Genomic DNA, 17,335 nt, shown 5'->3' on the forward strand with positions numbered 1-17,335 from the left:
GGCGAAACGATATGTGGCGGTTGCGCAATTGTCGATGGCATGGCAATGCGTTGGGCCAGAAACGGGGTGTGGGAATGGGTGTGAACGAAAACGTCCTGAAACCGCTGGATCGGCTGTCGCAGGCCTTGGCTGGCGAAATGGAAGCGGTCAATGCGCTGATCCGTCAGCGGATGGCCAGCAAGCATGCGCCGCGCATCCCCGAGGTGACGGCCCATCTGGTCGAGGCCGGGGGCAAGCGCCTGCGCCCGATGCTGACCCTGGCCGCGGCCAAGCTGCTTGGCTATCCGGGCGATTACCACGTGCATCTGGCCGCGACGGTGGAATTCATCCACACAGCCACGCTGCTACATGACGATGTGGTCGATGAAAGCCAGCAGCGGCGCGGTCGCCCGACGGCGAACCTTCTGTGGGACAACAAATCATCGGTTCTGGTCGGCGATTACCTGTTCGCCCGCAGCTTTCAGCTGATGGTCGAGCCGGGCAACCTTCGCACGCTGGAAATCCTGTCAAATGCCAGTGCGGTGATCGCGGAAGGCGAGGTGCTGCAACTTAGCGCCGCGCAGGATCTTCGCACCGACGAGGCCATCTATCTGCAGGTCGTCCGGGGCAAGACCGCCGCGCTGTTTTCCGCCGCGACCGAGGTGGGCGGCGTCATCGCCGAGGCTTCGGAAGAACAGGTCCGTGCGCTGTTCGATTACGGCGATGCGCTGGGGATCGCGTTCCAGATCGTGGACGATCTTCTGGATTACGGCGGTGCCACCGAAACCATCGGCAAGAATGTCGGCGATGATTTCCGCGAACGCAAGCTGACCCTGCCGGTGATCAAGGCCGTCGCCAAGGCCGATCAGGCCGAACGCGATTTCTGGACCCGCGTGATCGAAAAGGGCGATCAGCGCGACGGCGATCTGGAACATGCGCTGGATCTGCTGGCGCGTCACGGCGCGATGGATGCGGCGCGTGCCGATGCGCTGGACTGGGCGGGCCGTGCCAAATCGGCGCTGTCGGTCCTGCCGGAACATCCGATCCGCGACATGCTGTCCGATCTGGCCGATTTCGTGGTCAGCCGGGTCGCCTGAACCCACCCCACCAAAGACCGCATCAAGGGCGTCCGCGAACCGGGCGCCTTTTCCTTTGCCCGGTGACGGGGTCTGAAATGCGGAAGGGCGGGCCGATCGCTCGGCCCGCCCCTCTCCGGGAAGAGACTTTGTGTGCGGGTTATTTCGCCTGCACGAAGTCCGGATATGCTTCCATCCCCATCTCGGCGATATCGAGGCCGGTGATTTCGGCCTCCTTGTCGACACGGATACCGGTGGTCGCCTTCAGGATGCTCCAGATGATGAAGCTGACGATGAAGGTGAACCCGCCGATGGCGACGACGCCGATGATCTGGGTGACAAAGCTGGTATCGGGGTTGGTTGCCGGAACGATGATGGTGCCCCAGACACCGGCCACAAGGTGAACCGGAATGGCGCCGACGACATCGTCGATCTTCATCTTGTCCAGCATCGGGACCACGAACACCGCAATCGCACCACCCACACCGCCGATCAGCAGCGACGCGAAGATCGAGGGGGTCAGCGGCTCGGCCGTGATCGAGACCAGACCGGCCAGCGCACCGTTCAGCACCATGGTCAGGTCGATCTTGCCATACAGCAGCTGCGTGGTGATGACGGCGGCGATCGCACCGGCCGATGCGGCCATATTGGTGTTCACGAAGATCCGGCTGACATCGGCGGCGTCATTAACCGATCCGATGGCCAGCTGCGAGGCGCCGTTGAAGCCGAACCAACCCAGCCACAGGATGAAGGTGCCAAGCGTGGCCAGCGCCAGGTTCGAGCCCGGCATCGGCTGCATGCGGCCATCGGCACGGTATTTGCCCGTCCGCGCCCCCAGCAGGATCGCACCGGCCAGCGCCGCGAAACCACCCGTGGCATGGACCAGCGTCGAACCTGCAAAATCCGAGAAGCCCATTTCCGACAGGAAGCCGCCGCCCCACTGCCAGCTGGCCTCGATGGGATAGATCACGCCGGTCAGGATCACGGTGAAGATCATGAAGGGCCACAGTTTGACACGCTCGGCCAGGGTGCCCGACACGATCGAGGCAGTGGTGGCGCAGAACATCAGCTGGAAGAAGAAGTCCGACCCGGCCGAATAGCCATCGTCGGCCACGCCCGAACCGACGGCGTCGATTCCCTTGGGGCTGAAGATCTCGCCGATGACGCCCGGCATGGTCCATTCGCCCGGATACATCAGGTTATAGCCAATCAGCCAGTACATGATGCCCGCGATCGCGAACAGCGACACGTTCTTGAACAGCTGCGTCGTCACGTTCTTGGAGCGGACAAGCCCCGCTTCCAGCATGGCAAAGCCCGCCGCCATCCACATCACGAGGAAACCCCCGATCAGGAACAGCAGCGTGTTGAAGATATACGCCACATCCGCGCTGACTGCGGGGGCCGCGTCCACCGGGGCGTCTTGCGCAAGGGCCGGCATGGCGGCCACCGTCGCAAGTGTCGCGATGATCGGGAAGGTCTTTCTCATGTCATCCACCTGTCTGCACTCGCAGCCGCCGCACGGCTGCCATCGGGCCTTTGATCGGCAATTCAGGGGGCGCGGGACAAGGCAAGGGCGGCTCTGCTGCCTGCGGAAACCTCATTTGTCGCGACAAAGGGCAGAAATGCCCGGTTTTGCCCAATCCATGCGCAAAGTTCGTTTCTGCGGCGCGGAAATTTGCCCCATCGCTAAGCAGGCCAGACGAATCTGCCCGTAAAAGTTGCGCGATGGCGGTTCGTGCCGGCCGAAAGCCGCCGACAGCGCGCATTTGCACCAACAATCACGGATTGGTCAGGGCAATTCCCTGCACGCAATTCTTCCTGTATAGTCTGGCGCAATTTGGCCGACGAAACCGGCTTCGGGCACCAGACAGGCAAAAGCAAACCGCATGAGAAAACCCACCGGCACCCCAAAGCGCACGGGCCGCAGTCCCGTCGCTGACAAGCGCACGACCGCGCCCAAAAGCACGGCGAAAACCACCCGGCATCCGCGCCGCGGCAACCGCCCGCCCAAGCGGGGCAATGTCGTCTTTCGCGCGATCGCGGGGACTGTCAGCCTGATCTGGCGGGTCATCTGGGGATCGACCTGGCGGCTTGCAATGGTCGTGCTGCTGATCATCGGCGCGGCGACCGGCTATTATTACACCAGCCTGCCCAACCCCGAGGATCTGTTCGACGCCCGCGCCCGGGGCAGCGTCACCATGCTGGACCGCGAGGGCAAGGTCTTTGCCTGGCGCGGCGAGACGTTCGGCACGGTGACCAGCGACAAGATCTCGCCGGTGCTGCGCGAGGCGGTGATCGCAACCGAGGACCGTCGTTTCTATGGCCATATGGGCGTCAGCCCGCGCGGCATCGCCAGCGCCATCAAGATCAACCTTGCCGAAGGACGCGGCCCGCTTGAAGGGAATGGCGGTTCGACCATCACCCAGCAGGTCGCCAAACTGCTGTGCCTGGGCGAGACCTTCGACCCGATCCGCTGGAAGAACGAAGCCGAATTCGAGGCGGATTGCCGCGAAACCAGCCTGTGGCGGAAGGTCAAGGAAGTCCCCTTCGCCTTCGCGCTTGAGGCCAAGTATTCCAAGGATGACATCCTTAACATCTACATGAACCGGTCCTATCTGGGTGCCGGGGCGCGCGGGTTCGAGGCGGCCAGCCAGCGTTACTTCAACAAGCCCGCAACCGAGGTGCGCCCCGCCGAGGCCGCGATGCTGGCAGGTCTGCTGAAGGCGCCCAGCTATTTCGCGCCGACCGCCAATCTGGAACGCAGCCAGGGCCGCGCCGACGTGATTCTGGGCCTGATGCACGACCAAGGCTATCTGACGGATGACGAGGTTGCCCAGGCCCGCGCGAACCCCGCCGTGCTGTCCAAGGCGGCCTCGGATCGCGCCGGCGGCTATTTCGCCGATTGGGTAATGGAAGCCGGCCCCGGCTTCCTGACCAGCGAAACGACCGAGGACGTGACCATCAAGACGACCTTCGATCAGGGGATCCAGCGTGCCGCCGAACGCGCGGTCAAACGGATCTTCGACGAAAAGGTCAGCGAGGGCAGCAAGGCCGAGGTCGCCGTGGTGATCATGTCCGCCGACGGCGCCGTCCGGGCCATGATCGGCGGGCGCGACACCACCGTGAACGGCGCCTTCAACCGCGCCATTCAGGCCAAGCGCCAGACCGGATCCAGCTTCAAGCCCTTCGTCTATGCCGCCGCGCTGGATGCGGGGTATTCGCCGTCCGATATCGTACAGGACGGCCCGCTGACCATTCGCATTCCGGGCAGCCGCAACTGGTCGCCCCAGAACTACAGCCGCCGCTTCTATGGCCCGGTGTCGCTGACCGATGCGCTGAAACGGTCGCTGAACACCGCAACGATCCGCCTGCAAGAGGCCGTGGGTCGTGACGCCGTGCGCCGCGTCGCCCATGATTTCGGGATTGTCAGCAACCTGACGACCAGCCCCTCGCTGGGACTGGGTGCGTCCGAGGCGACATTGCTGGAACTGACCGGTGCCTATGCGGGCATCCGCAATGGCGGTACCTCGGTCGCGCCCTATGGTCTGGTCGAGCTGAAGATCCGGGGCGATGAAGAGCCGCTGATGGGTCAGTTGGGCGGCCTGGGCGAACGCGTCGTCAGCCAACGCGCGGCCGGTCAGCTGATCTACATGATGCAGCAGGTCATCAATTCGGGCACCGGCGGCCGCGCCAAGCTGGGCTCTCGCCCCGCCGCGGGCAAGACCGGCACCACCAGCAGCTATCGCGACGCATGGTTCGTGGGCTTTACCGAACAATATGTCGCGGGCGTCTGGATGGGGTACGACGACAACACGCCGCTGAAGGGTGTCACCGGCGGCGGTCTGCCCGCCGAGATCTGGCAGGCCGTCATGACCGAGATCCACGAAGGGCTGCCCGAACTGGCGTTGTCCACCGTATCGCCCGATGGCAGCGGCATCATCATGTCCAGCGGCAGCTCGACCCCGAAAGTGGTCACGTCCGGATCGGCGGACGACCCGCTGGCCGCGGCACTTGCCGGGGTGATGAACACCGTCGAAAATGAAAATCAGGCCCGTGCCAATGGCGGTCGGGTCATCACCGCCCCGACCGAGATTGGCGGCGGCGGCGCCCCCCAAACGCCGGGCAGCAGCAATTCGGTCGATTCGGACGATGCGCTCAGCCGTGCGTTGAATGGGATCCTGGGCGGCAACTGAACGCCCTGATCCCGCAAACTGACAAGGGCGGCCCCGGTCATGGGCCGCCCTTTCCATGTGAAAGGCCGCGCGCCGGCCCTTGCCAATCCGTCCCCCATCGCCATGATGCCGGCGAAACAGGGCACTGGAAAATCAATGACATCCAGCATCGCAACCGACAGCCGCGCCAATCTGTTCGGCAGCCTTTGGATGATTGCCGCCATGGCCGCCTTTGCGGTCGAGGATGCGCTTATCAAGGCCGCCGCCGACACCATGCCGGTGGCTCAGATCCTGATCCTGTTCGGTCTGGGCGGCGCATTGGTGTTTGCGGCGGTTGCGCGGCTGGACGGACAGCCGCTTTTCGTCCCCGAGGTGTTGTCGCGTCCCATGCGGATCCGCGTCCTCTTTGAAATCTGTGGCCGCCTGTTCTACGTTCTGGCGATTTCCTTGACGCCACTATCGGCCGCGACCGTGATCCTGCAGGCCACGCCGCTGGTGGTGGTCGCGGGGGCGGCGCTGGTTTTTGGCGAGAAGGTCGGCTGGCGCCGGTGGGCCGCGATCCTGATCGGGTTGGTCGGCGTGGTCGTGATCGTGCAGCCCGGCACCGACGGATTTTCGATGCTGTCGATCCTGGCGATCATCGGCATGATCGGCTTTGCGGGCCGCGATCTTGCCAGCCGCGCGGCCCCGGCGCGGATCAGCACCGCGATCCTTGGCTTTTACGGGTTCCTTGCCGTCATCGTGGCGGGCGCGCTGTTCGCGTTCTGGGAAGGGGCGACCTTCATCCGCCCCAGCGGCCCGGCAGCCGTTGCGCTGCTGGGCGCCGTGCTGGCGGGGGTCGGCGCCTATGCCTGCCTGATGAAAGCCATGCGCACGGGCCAGGTCTCGGCGGTGACGCCCTTCCGCTATACCCGCCTGCTGTTCGGGATCGCACTTGGCATCGTGATCTTCGGCGAGGAACTGACCGCGCCGATGCTGGTCGGATCGGTGCTGATCGTGATTTCGGGACTGTTCATCATGTGGCGCGGAAAGCAGGTATCCGCGGCACGGTGACCGAGTCAGCCCGCGCCGCGCAGATCGGCGGTCAACACGGCGATGTCACCCTTGCGGGCGGCCAGCATGGCGGCGATTTCGGCCCGTTCAGTGGCCAGCATGTTCACGCCTTCGATAATCAGGTTGAAGAAGGCGGGCTTGCCGGATTTGTCCGAGACATGCCACTCGACCTCCATCGGGGCACGACCGTTCAGATAGGCGACCGACGTGACGGAATAAAAGCTTTTCAACGGCTTCGCGCCCTGAACCTCGATCTTGCCGCCGACGAATTCGCGGAACCGCTTGCCGTATTTGCGGCCGATGAAACCTTGGAACGCCTGTTTGTAGGCGGCGAATTCGGCGCCGCTGATCTGGCGTGCCTTCGGCCCCAGAACCGAGCGCGCGATGATATCGACATCGGCATAGCGGGCAAAGATCGCTTCGAACTGGCTATACATCTGGGCGGGCGACACGCCGGAATTGATGACCGCATAGACATCCGTCACCGCCGCCTGGATCAGGGTCGAGGCCCCGTCCGCCGTCATCGCGCGGGCCGGGCGGGCGCCGATCAGCGCGGCCATCCCCGCCCCCGCCATCAAGGCCAGCGTGGCGCGGCGGTCATTCCGCATAGGGATCGATGATGCCGTCACCTGCGGCGCTGTCCTCATATGGGTCAAAATCCGTCCCTTCCTCTCCGACATCGTGGCGGCGATGCATCAGATAGATCAGCCGCGACTGGGCGTAGCTATCAGCGCTGTCACGCAGCACAGAGTCAACCGTGTCACCAAAACGTGCGCGATCCCCGACCTTGGCCCCGGCGCGCAAGGCATAGGCCCCGGCCCAGCCCGCAGGCGTCAGCACATAGGACAGCGGATCTGCCACCAGATCCAGCACCTTGCCCGAAGCGTCGCGCTGCGTTGACGGGCCCAGAACCGGCAGTTCCAGATAGGCCCCCTCGGGGACGCCCCAACGGGCCAGCGTCGCGCCAAAATCGGTATCGACCTCGGTCAGGCCCATCTGCGATCCCGCCGGGTCGAACAGCCCGGCGATACCGATGGTGCTGTTGACCAGAAACCGCGCCGTGTTCTGGGCCGCGGCAACCGGACGGCCCTGCAGCACATGGTTCACGACCTTGTTGGGCAGCGACAGGTTGGACCCGGCATTGATGACAAGATCCATCGCCCCCGGACCTTCGGACGGCGCGCCGTCATCGTCGCCGCCAACCAGGTTCGACACGGGCGAGATGACCTTGCGGTCCACATCCTTGTTGAACTGATGCGTGCGGCGGTTCTCGGCCTCGTAGGGGTCGTTCATGGTGATGCCGTCGCGGATCTGCGGGTCCGACGCACATCCCGCCGCCAACAGCACCAGACCAAAACCTGCACCCAGACCCGAGAAAATCTTGACACTCACAGGAATTTCTAACCTTTTCCCGATAGATTGGTGACGGTCGCCCCGGCTTGGCAACGCTTGGCCCTGCAATAGCGGTCAAGCCTGCCTGGGACAAGTCGGGCTGGTATGGGGGCGGCGGGTTTTGGTAACGAGGGCAAGTGTGATGACAGGATTGGACAGGACATGAGCAGGGCCGGACTTCCCCATGACGGACGAAAGGAACTGCGCAGCGCCCGGATGAGCGGGCTGCCCCTGTTCCTGGCGGTGGCGCTGTTTTCGGCGGTGGTGAACCTTCTGATGCTGACAGGGCCACTGTTCATGCTGCAGGTTTATGACCGCGTGCTGGCCTCGCGGTCGGTCGAAACGCTGACCGCGCTGTTTGCGCTGGTCGTGTTCCTGTTCCTGCTGATGGGCGTGGTCGATCTGGTGCGCAACCGCGTCACCCAGCGGATCGCCGCCCGGTTTCAGGAACAGATGGAAGGACGGGTTTTCACCGCCGCGCTGCGCGAAGGCGCGGTGTCGGGCAACGAATCCGCCGCAACCGCCAGCGGGCTGCGCGATTTGGACGCGGTTCAGCGGTTCATGGGCTCGCCCGTGCTGCTGGCGATGTTCGACCTGCCCTGGGCGCCCCTGTTTCTGGCGGCTGTCTATATCTTTCACCCGCTGCTGGGCGTCGTCGCCACGATCGGCGGGTTGATCCTTGTATGCTCGACCATCGTGAACCGGATCCTGACCAAGACGCCCCTGCAAAGCGCGGCCTCGGCCTCGGCGCAGGCACAGCGCATGGCGGATCTGTATCGCGACGAGGGCGAGGTGATCAGCGCGCTGGGGATGCGCGGGGCGACCTATGCACGCTGGCGACGGGCCCGGAACGAGGCGCAGGAACAGACCGTCAAGGGTGCCGACGTGTCGTCGGGCTTTACCGTGTTCTCGCGCAGCTTCCGCCTTTTCCTGCAATCCGCGATGCTGGCCGCCGGCGCGTTTCTGGTCCTGCGCCAAGAGGTGACGCCGGGCGCGATGATCGCAAGTTCGATCATGATGGGCCGCGCGCTTGCGCCGGTCGAACAGCTTGTCGGCGGCTGGGCGGCGGTTCAGGCGGCGCAGGACGGCTGGCACCGGCTGTCGGTCCTGCTGACGCGGCAACCACCCGAAAGCGACCCGATCGCCCTGCCCCGCCCCAAGGCCGATATCGATGTCCGACAGCTTAGCGTGGTGCCCCCCGGCCAGACCCAGCCCATCGTGCGCGGGGTCAGCTTTGCGCTGTCGCCGGGACAGGCGATGGGCGTGATCGGCCCTTCGGGCGCGGGCAAATCCACGCTGGCGCGCGCGCTGATCGGTGCATGGCCGGTCGCCGCAGGCTCGGTCCGGCTGGGTGGCGCGACGCTGGATCAGTACGGGCCGGACATTCTGGGCAATCTGATCGGCTACCTGCCGCAACAGGTCACGCTGTTCGACGGCACCATCGCCGAAAACATCGCCCGCCTGTCGCCCGAACCCGACCCCGAGCGTGTGGTCAGGGCCGCACAGGCCGCCGCGGCCCATCAGATGATCCTTGATCTGCCACAAGGCTATGACACCCGCATCAGCCAGACACAGGGTCGCCTGTCAGGCGGGCAGATCCAGCGCATCGGCCTTGCCCGCGCCCTGTATCCCGATCCGGTCCTGCTGGTTCTGGACGAACCGAATTCGAACCTGGACAATCAGGGCTCCGAGGCGCTGAACCAGGCGATCCGGCGGATCAAGGCGCAGGGCGGCGCGGTCATCATCATGGCCCACCGCCCCGCCGCGATCAACGAATGCGAGATGCTGTTGGTCATGGAACAGGGCGTGCGCCGGGCCTTTGGTCCGCGCGATGAAGTGTTGAAGGAAATGGTCCAGAACTCGGCGCAGATCAAGAAGGCGCAAGAGACCGGCCGCAGCGGAGGCGTGACATGAGCCAGGACGACAGCCGCCCCGACACGCCGTCAGATCAGACAGCGCAGGGCACCGACGACAAGAAAGCCCAGGCCCATCAACGCCCCGCCACGCGTGGCACGCCGAACCCCGCGCCGGGACCGGGCGAAAGCATGCCGTGGCCCAGTGCCGCGCAGGGCCCCGCCCGGCCGGCACCCGGCCCGCAAAAACCTGCGAGTGTGCCTGCCAAGCCTGCCGCCACTTCGGTCGCGCAGGATCGCCGCGCCGCACAGCCCCCCGCGATTCCGCCGGCGTCGCCACCTCCGCCGCCGAAACCGCCCGCGCCCCCCGATCCGAAGCGCTGGTCGGTCCGCAAGCCCATAATTGTCGGCATTCTGGCGATGGTGGCCCTGTTCGGCGGTTTCGGCGTCTGGGCCGTCCAAAGCCGCATCGCCGGGGCCGTCGTCGCCACCGGTCAGGTCGAAGTCGAACAACAGCGTCAGGTCGTCCAGCATCCCGATGGCGGCGTGGTCGAGGAAATCCTGGTCCGCGAAGGCCAGCAGGTCGATGGCGGCGATGTTCTGGTCCGGTTGGACGGCACCCTGCTGCGCACCGAACTGGCCATCGTCGAAGGCCAGTATTTCGAGATCCTCGCCCGCCGCGGCCGATTGGAGGCCGAGCGTGGCGACACATCCGAGGCCAGCTTTCCACAGGAACTGCTGGAGGCCGCGCAGGGCGACGACAAGCTGACCGGCCTGATCGAGGGGCAGCGCAGCCTGTTCGTGGCACGTCGCGACACGCTGACCCAGTCGCTTGAACAATTGCAGAAGCAATCCGAACAGGTCAGCGCCCAGATCGTCGGCATCGACGCACAGCTGCGCGCATTAGAGGCGCAGCGCGGGCTGATCCAGGAAGAACTGGAAGATCAGCAATCGCTGCTGGCACGCGGGCTTGCGCAGGCGCCGCGGGTTCTGGCCCTGCAACGCGAAGCCGCCAGCATCGATGGACAGATCGGCGAATTGCAGGCCAGTCGCGCGGCGTCCGAAACCCGTCAGACCGAAATCGACGTGGAACGGCTGCGCCTGACCGCCGAGCGTCGCGAAGAGGCCGAAACCCAGCTGCGCGATCTGGGCTATCGCGAACTGGAACTGGCCGAGCGTCGGCGCAGCCTGACTGAACAGATCAACCGCCTGGACATTCGCGCCCCTGTCGGTGGCGTGGTCTATGATCTGCAGGTGACGACGCCACGTTCGGTCATTCGTCCGGCCGACCCGTTGCTGTATATCATCCCGCAGGACCGGCCGCTGGTCATCGGCGCACGGATCGCCACGATCAATGTCGATGAGGTTCAGATCGGCCAGCCCGTCGTGCTACGCTTTTCGGCCTTTTCCTCGCGGACGACACCGGAGATCGACGGCCAGATCTCTCGCGTGTCGGCCGATGCGCTGACCGATGAACAGACCGGCGCGACCTATTACCGGTCCGAGGTCGTGATCCCCGCCGAACAGCTTGAAAAGCTGGGCGATCTGGCGCTGGTTCCGGGGATGCCGGTCGAGGTTTATATCCAGACCGGCGAACGCAGCCCGATGACCTATCTGCTGAAACCCATGGCCGATTACTTCAATCGCGCCTTCCGCGAGAACTGAGAACAGCCCCTGACCTTGCAGAAATTGCAAGGTCAGGGACCGGACAGCCTTGCCATTCTGAACCTTCCGCTTCACCTTCCTGCCGCAAGGCAATGAGGAGGATTTCATGCTGCGAGCCCTTTCCCGGCCCGCCACCCGCCTGATGGAGCGGTGGCTGCCCGACGCGTTCATCTTTGTCATCGTCCTGACGCTGGTGGCGGCCATTGCCGCGATGGCGACGCAGGGCACCTCGCCGGTTCAGCTGGTGCAACTGTGGGGCGACGGCTTCTGGTCGCTGCTGCAATTCGCGATGCAGATGCTGCTGGTCCTTGTCACCGGGTTCATCCTGGCAAGCTCGCCCCCGGTGCGGCGGGCGCTGGCCCGGATCGCGGGACTTGCGACCTCGCGCGGGGGCGCGATCCTTCTGGTCAGCGTGGTGTCGCTGGCCGCGAGCTGGATCAACTGGGGGTTCGGGCTGGTGGTCGGCGCGATCTTTGCCAAGGAGGTCGCGCGCCAGATTCGCGTCGATTACCGCCTGCTGATCGCCACCGCCTATTCGGGCTTCGTGATCTGGCATGGCGGGCTTTCGGGATCGATTCCGCTGACCATCGCCACCGAGGGGCATTTCACCGCCGACCAGATCGGGGTGATCGATACCGGCCAGACGATCTTTTCGACCTGGAACCTGATGATCGTCGCCGCGGTGCTGATCGTGGTGCCGCTGGTCAACCGCCTGATGCTGCCATTGGAACATGAGCAGGTGATCGTCGATCCCGACAAGCTGGGCAACGACACGCAGCCGCAGCCGATCTACAATCCGACCCCGGCGCAACGGCTGGAAAACAGTCCGATCCTGATGTGGGCCATCGGCCTGCCCGGCCTGGTCTGGCTGGGCCTGTATTTCGCCCAGGGCGGCGGGATCAACCTGAATGTGGTGAATTTCCTGTTCCTGTTCCTGGGCATCCTGTGTCACGGCACCGCCCGCAGCCTGCTGGGCGCACTGGATGAGGCGGTCCGTGGTGGCGCGGGTATCGTGATCCAGTTTCCCTTCTATGCCGGGATCATGGCGATCATGACCGGCAGCGGCCTTGCAGCAAGCATGTCGGAATGGTTCGTGTCGATCTCGACCGCCGACACGCTGCCGTTCTGGAGCTTTATCAGCGCCGGGATCGTCAATATCTTTGTGCCCTCGGGCGGTGGTCAATGGGCGGTTCAGGCCCCGGTCATGCTGCCCGCGGCCGAAGCGATCGGTGCGGATATCCCGCGTGTCGTGATGGGCGTGGCCTGGGGCGATGCCTGGACCAACCTGCTACAGCCGTTCTGGGCCCTGCCGATGCTGGGCATCGCCGGTCTGAAGCCGCGCGACATCATGGGGTTCTGCGTGGTGCAGCTGCTGTTCACGGGCGTCTTGATCGGCGGGATGCTATATCTGCTTTAGCAAAGGCGGGGGCGCTTCGCCCCCCGCACCCCCCGAGGATATTTCGGCACAGAAGATGGGGCGGTGAAAACCGCCCCTATTTCTTGCGGCGACGCTTGGCGGCGCGCTTGATCTCGGACAGTCGTGATTTCGTGGACATGCGCCGGGGGGCGCGACCGCGTTTGCCCTTCTGCCCGCCGCGCGGCAACGCGTTGCCGTCCAGTTCCAGCAGTTCCAGCGTCAGGCCGCCGGTGACGGGGATCGCCTCGGTGAGGCGGACGGTGACGCGTTGGCCAATGCCGATTTCAAGGCCGGTTTCGGTGCCGATCAGCATCTGCGCCTCGGGGTCGAAATGGAAATATTCGCGCCCGATGTCACGGATCGGCAGCAGCCCGTCGGCGCCCGTTTCATCCAGTTTGACAAAAGCGCCAAAGCGCTGGATCCCGCTGATGCGTCCGGTCATTTCGGTGCCGACGCGATCGGCCAGATAGGCGGCGAGGTAGCGATCCGTGGTGTCGCGTTCGGCGGCCATGCTGCGCCGTTCGGTGTCGCTGATATGGGTGGCGGTTTCGGACAGCCGCTCGATGTCCTGATCCGACAGGCCGTCCTTGCCCCAGCCATGCCCGGTGATCAGCGCGCGATGCACGACCAGATCCGAATAGCGGCGGATGGGCGAGGTGAAATGCGCATAACTTTTCAGCGCCAGCCCGAAATGGCCGAAATTCTCGGGGTGGTAATAGGCTTGGGTCATCGACCGCAGGGTCGAGATATTGATCAGTTCGTCGAAATCGGTGCCTTCGGACTGGGCGAGAAGGCGGTTCAGGTGGCTGGTATGAAGGACCTGCCCCTTGGCCAGGTTGAAGCCCGAGGCCTGCGCGACCTCGCGCAGGGCGTCGATCTTGTCGAGGCTGGGTTCTTCGTGGACACGGAACAGCAAGGGCCGCTGACGGCGGCTGAGTTCCTCGGCGGCGGCGACATTGGCCAGAACCATGAATTCCTCGATCAGGCGGTGCGCGTCAAAGCGTTCGCGGAAATTGACCGATTTCACGCGGCCTTCCGGGGTCAGCTCGATCCGCCGTTCGGGCAGGTCCAGATCCAGCGGCTGACGCCGGTCGCGCGCCGATTGCAGCAGGCCGTAGGCGTGCCACAGCGGGCGGATCACATCCTTCATCAGCGGCGCTGTCTGGTCATCGGGATCGCCATTCGCCCCGGCCTGCGCCTGTTCATAGGCAAGGCTGGCGCGACTGTTCATCATCGCGCGATGAAAACTGTGGCCGGTCTTGTTGCCCTGCGCGTCCAGCCGCATCCGAACCGCGATCACCGGGCGGTCGACGCCTTCATGCAGCGAACACAGGTCCGCCGACAGCGCCTCGGGCAGCATGGGGACCACGCGGTCCGGGAAATAGCTGGAATTGCCGCGCGTCCAGGCCTCGCGGTCCAGCGCGCTGCCAGGGCGGACATAATACGCGACATCCGCGATCGCGACCCAGATGGTCGCGCCGCCGTCCTCCTCGATCATCGCGGCGACAGCATCGTCATGATCGCGTGCATCCGCCGGATCGATCGTGACCAATGGCAGATCGCGCAGATCCTCGCGCCCCTTCAGGGTGGCGGGTTTCTGGGCTTCGGCCTCGTCCAGCACGGATTGCGGAAACTGATCGGGGATACCGTGCTGATGGATCGCGATCAGGCTGACCGCCCTGGGCGCGGACGGATCGCCCAGACGGTCGGTCACCCGCGCCACCGGCAGGCCCATGCGCCCTTTGGGTCCGGTCTGTTCCGCCTGCACAAGTTCGCCCGACTGTGCGCCCTGTGTATCGCCTGGCCGCACGCGCCATTCGCGATCCTGCCCCTTGTCGATGGGCACGATGCGCCCGCCCTCGGCCTCGGAGCGGAAGATCCCGACGATCTTGTTGGGCGAGGCGGTGATGCGACGGATCAGACGCGCCTGATAGTCGTAATCCTCGCCCTGCACCTGCGTCAGACGCGCCAGAAACCGTTCGCCCCGTCCCAGCGCGGGATCCGCATCGCGCGGGGCATAGTGAATGCGCGGCACCGGCCCCTCGCCACGCCATTCCAGCGGCTTGGCGAACAGATCGCCCGACCCGTCAGGGGCCAGCAGTTCGACCACCGTCACCGGAGGCAGCTGTTCGGCGTCCAGATAGTGGCGGCGGCGACGTTCCAGCCGGCCTTCGGATTCAAGTTCCTTCAGCAGGCGTTTCAGTTCGATGCGCTGCGCACCCTTGATGTTGAAGGCCTTGGCGATATCGCGTTTGGAATTGGCGTCGGGATGTTCCGCCACCCAATCCAGAATCTGCTGCTTGCTGGGAATCTGTGTCATCGGCTTTACCTAACAGCTTGGCCGCGCAAGCGCAGCAGGCGGATCGTCAAAGATCGCACACCATATCACGATGCGGAATACCAGCATCGTCATAGATCGGCCCCTGCGCGACAAAGCCCAGCTTTTCGTAAAAGCCGATTGCATGGGTCTGGGCACCCAGCTTGGCCTGGGTCACACCCTTGCGGGTCGACAGTTCGGCCATGGCCGCGCGGATCAGCGCCGCACCCGCGCCGGTGCCGCGTGCCTCGGCCAGAACGCAGACGCGACCGATCTTGCCAACGTGATCGCGGATCAGGATCCGGGCGGTGCCGATGGCCCGGTCACCCTGCCACGCCAGAAGATGCGTGGCCTGGCCGTCCAGACCGTCCCATTCCTCGGCCTCGGGGACATTCTGTTCCTGGATGAACACGACGCGGCGCAGGTTGCGGCAGGTTTCCAGATCGGTGGTCAGCGCGATCCTCATGCGAAATAGCTTTCCAGAATGCGCTGATAGATGGTCTTCAGCTGATGGATTTCGGCTTCGGGAACGCGTTCGTCGACCTGATGCATGAACCGCCCCACAAGGCCGAATTCGACCACGGGGCAGTGATCCTTCACGAACCGCGCATCCGATGTCCCACCCGAGGTGGAAAGCACCGGCTGACGCCCGGTTTCCTGCGTCACGATCCCGCGGACCAGATCGACGAAGGGGCCGGGCTGGGTCAGAAACGCCTCGCCCGAGATATTGGCCTCGACCACAAGCTCGACACCGGTTTCGGCGCTGACCGCCGCGGCGCGTTCGGTCATCATGCGCGTCAGCGAGGCGCCGCTGTGCAGATCGTTGAACCGGATGTTCACCACGGCGCTTGCGGCTTCGGGGATCACGTTCGACGCCGGATTGCCGCAATCGACCGTGGTGATCTGCAGGCCGGACGGGTCGAAATGCTCGGTGCCCTGATCCAGCGGTTCCGCAATCAGCCCGTTCAGAAAACCGGTCAGCGCGTGCAGCGGATTGCGGGCCTTGTGCGGATAGGCGGCATGGCCCTGCAGGCCCTTGGCGCGGATGGTAAAGGTGGCCGACCCGCGCCGCCCGATCTTCATCATCTCGCCCATGATGTCGGGATTCGACGGTTCGCCCACGATGCAGACATCCATCCGCTCGCCCTGTTGGGCCATCCAGTCAAGGATCGCGGTGGTGCCATCCCTGGCCGGGCCTTCCTCGTCGCCGGTGATGGTCAGGATCACCGCGCCATCCGGCGGGGTTTCGGTGACAAAATCGATGGCGGCGGCGACGAAGCTGGCCACGCCCGATTTCATGTCGGTCGCGCCGCGGCCCCAGATCGTGCCATCCTGCACATGGCCCGAAAACGGGGGATGGGTCCACGACCCCAGGTCGCCCGGCGGCACCACGTCGGTATGTCCGTTAAAACCAAAGCTGCGCGCGCCCTTGGCGCCCCAGCGGGCGAACAGGTTCGCCGTGCCGTTGCGATCCACACGATGCACCTCGAATCCGGCCTCGCGCAGCATGTCGCCCAACAGGATCAGCGCGCCGCCCTCTTCCGGCGTCACCGAGGGGCAACGGATCAGGCGGGCGGTCAGGTCGGCAGCGTCGGTCATGTCACATCCAGAAATCAAAGGCGCGGCGGACGAGGTTCGCCCCCGTCAGCACCAGAAGTATCAGCGTCCAGCGGCGAAACTGCACCACATCCAGCCGGTCCTGCAAGACAAAGCCCGCCAGCATCCCGGCAAAGGCGGGGATGCACAGCACCGCCGACAGGGGCAGCGTCTGTGCATTCAGCACCCCCGAGGCCAGATGCGCGATCAACAGGACCACCGCGCCCAGCAGAAAGACGACGCCCTGCACACGGATCTGTTCGCGCTTGTCCACGCCCAGGGACAGCAGCAGGATGATCAGCGGTGGCCCCCAGATGCCGGAAATGCCGCCGTAAAGCCCGCCGATGACGCCCATCCCCACCTCGGCCCGGCGGCGATGATGCAGGGGCAGCGCAAGCGAACGCCCCGCCAATTGCCAGGATGCGAACAGAACGATGGGCACGCCCAGCAGCGCATACATGATCCCCTGCGGGATCGCCTGCGCAAAGCCGGCGGATACGCAGATGAACACCAGCACCGTGCCGATATGCCAGCGAAACGATCTGATCGAGTTTCTTGCCGCGTCCGGACCCTGCCGGAACGCCTGCTGGATATTGGTCAGCAGGGTCGGCAGGATCAGCGCGGCCAAGGCCGTTGTCGCCGGCAACAGCGAACCAAAGGCCGACAGCATGATCATCGGCATCGCAAAGCCGATCGCCCCTTTGACGAAGCCCGCGAATGCCGTAATGCCGACGGCCAACCAGAATTGCCAGATTTCCAGACCAAACATGGCGGCAAGCTAAGGCGCTGCCAGGGAAAAGGAAATAGAGCGCGTT

At 64.8% G+C, this 17,335-nt stretch carries 13 protein-coding genes; 6 read left to right on the forward strand and 7 right to left on the reverse strand.

The window, feature by feature from the left end:
* The first annotated feature begins 74 nt into the window (after positions 1–74).
* Positions 75–1,076 (forward strand): polyprenyl synthetase family protein, encoded by a 1,002-nt coding sequence (locus BMX67_RS09210; protein ID WP_090734268.1) that lies wholly within the window; start codon positions 75–77, stop codon positions 1,074–1,076.
* A gap of 139 nt (positions 1,077–1,215) precedes the next feature.
* Here the strand turns inward: BMX67_RS09210 and BMX67_RS09215 are convergent, their stop codons facing one another.
* A complete protein-coding gene (locus tag BMX67_RS09215; RefSeq protein WP_090734270.1) occupies positions 1,216–2,541 on the reverse strand; it encodes an ammonium transporter in 1,326 nt (441 codons plus the stop codon).
* Between the two features lie 400 nt (positions 2,542–2,941).
* On the opposite strand from BMX67_RS09215, the gene BMX67_RS09220 reads away from it, so the two are divergent.
* Both BMX67_RS09220 and BMX67_RS09225 read left to right on the forward strand, forming a co-directional pair.
* Positions 2,942–5,248, forward strand: coding sequence for a transglycosylase domain-containing protein (locus tag BMX67_RS09220; RefSeq protein WP_090734271.1), 2,307 nt, complete (start codon positions 2,942–2,944; stop codon positions 5,246–5,248).
* A gap of 135 nt (positions 5,249–5,383) precedes the next feature.
* Complete coding sequence (locus BMX67_RS09225; RefSeq protein ID WP_090734424.1) at positions 5,384–6,280, forward strand: DMT family transporter; 897 nt, start codon at positions 5,384–5,386, stop codon at positions 6,278–6,280.
* Between the two features lie 5 nt (positions 6,281–6,285).
* Here the strand turns inward: BMX67_RS09225 and BMX67_RS09230 are convergent, their stop codons facing one another.
* Both BMX67_RS09230 and BMX67_RS09235 read right to left on the reverse strand, forming a co-directional pair.
* On the reverse strand, positions 6,286–6,888 hold the full coding sequence (locus tag BMX67_RS09230) for an MlaC/ttg2D family ABC transporter substrate-binding protein (protein WP_090734273.1): 603 nt from the start codon (positions 6,886–6,888) through the stop codon (positions 6,286–6,288).
* Positions 6,878–7,672, reverse strand: a complete 795-nt coding sequence (locus tag BMX67_RS09235; RefSeq protein WP_245739359.1) for an MlaA family lipoprotein — start codon at positions 7,670–7,672, stop codon at positions 6,878–6,880. Before BMX67_RS09235 ends, BMX67_RS09230 begins: the two co-directional genes overlap by 11 nt.
* A 162-nt stretch (positions 7,673–7,834) precedes the next feature.
* Between BMX67_RS09235 and BMX67_RS09240 the strand changes: the two genes are divergently transcribed.
* From BMX67_RS09240 to BMX67_RS09250, 3 genes are all read left to right on the forward strand, one after another.
* Positions 7,835–9,586, forward strand: a complete 1,752-nt coding sequence (locus BMX67_RS09240) for a type I secretion system permease/ATPase (protein ID WP_090734275.1) — start codon at positions 7,835–7,837, stop codon at positions 9,584–9,586.
* Entirely contained in the window at positions 9,583–11,190 is a 1,608-nt protein-coding gene (locus BMX67_RS09245) for an HlyD family type I secretion periplasmic adaptor subunit (protein WP_281249167.1), read from the forward strand. Before BMX67_RS09240 ends, BMX67_RS09245 begins: the two co-directional genes overlap by 4 nt.
* Before the next feature lie 106 nt (positions 11,191–11,296).
* Positions 11,297–12,607 (forward strand): short-chain fatty acid transporter, encoded by a 1,311-nt coding sequence (locus BMX67_RS09250; protein WP_090734276.1) that lies wholly within the window; start codon positions 11,297–11,299, stop codon positions 12,605–12,607.
* A gap of 76 nt (positions 12,608–12,683) precedes the next feature.
* Here BMX67_RS09250 and rnr read toward each other — a convergent pair whose 3' ends face one another.
* From rnr to BMX67_RS09270, 4 genes are read right to left on the reverse strand one after another with little or no spacing between them, the layout of a single operon-like run.
* Positions 12,684–14,927, reverse strand: coding sequence for a ribonuclease R (gene rnr / locus BMX67_RS09255; protein ID WP_090734278.1), 2,244 nt, complete (start codon positions 14,925–14,927; stop codon positions 12,684–12,686).
* 46 nt (positions 14,928–14,973) lie between these two features.
* Positions 14,974–15,390 carry a GNAT family N-acetyltransferase gene (locus tag BMX67_RS09260; protein WP_090734279.1) on the reverse strand — a complete coding sequence of 139 codons (417 nt, stop codon included), beginning with the start codon at positions 15,388–15,390 and terminating at the stop codon, positions 14,974–14,976.
* Positions 15,387–16,523, reverse strand: a complete 1,137-nt coding sequence (gene dapE / locus BMX67_RS09265) for a succinyl-diaminopimelate desuccinylase (RefSeq protein WP_090734281.1) — start codon at positions 16,521–16,523, stop codon at positions 15,387–15,389. The genes BMX67_RS09260 and dapE overlap by 4 nt, the downstream gene beginning before the upstream one ends.
* Before the next feature lies 1 nt (position 16,524).
* Positions 16,525–17,289: a sulfite exporter TauE/SafE family protein gene (locus tag BMX67_RS09270; RefSeq protein WP_090734283.1), complete on the reverse strand. Its 765-nt coding sequence runs from the start codon at positions 17,287–17,289 to the stop codon at positions 16,525–16,527.
* Between the last annotated feature and the right edge of the window lie 46 nt (positions 17,290–17,335).

Origin of the sequence: Paracoccus homiensis, assembly GCF_900111675.1 — a bacterium.
GTDB classification, from domain to species: domain Bacteria; phylum Pseudomonadota; class Alphaproteobacteria; order Rhodobacterales; family Rhodobacteraceae; genus Paracoccus; species Paracoccus homiensis.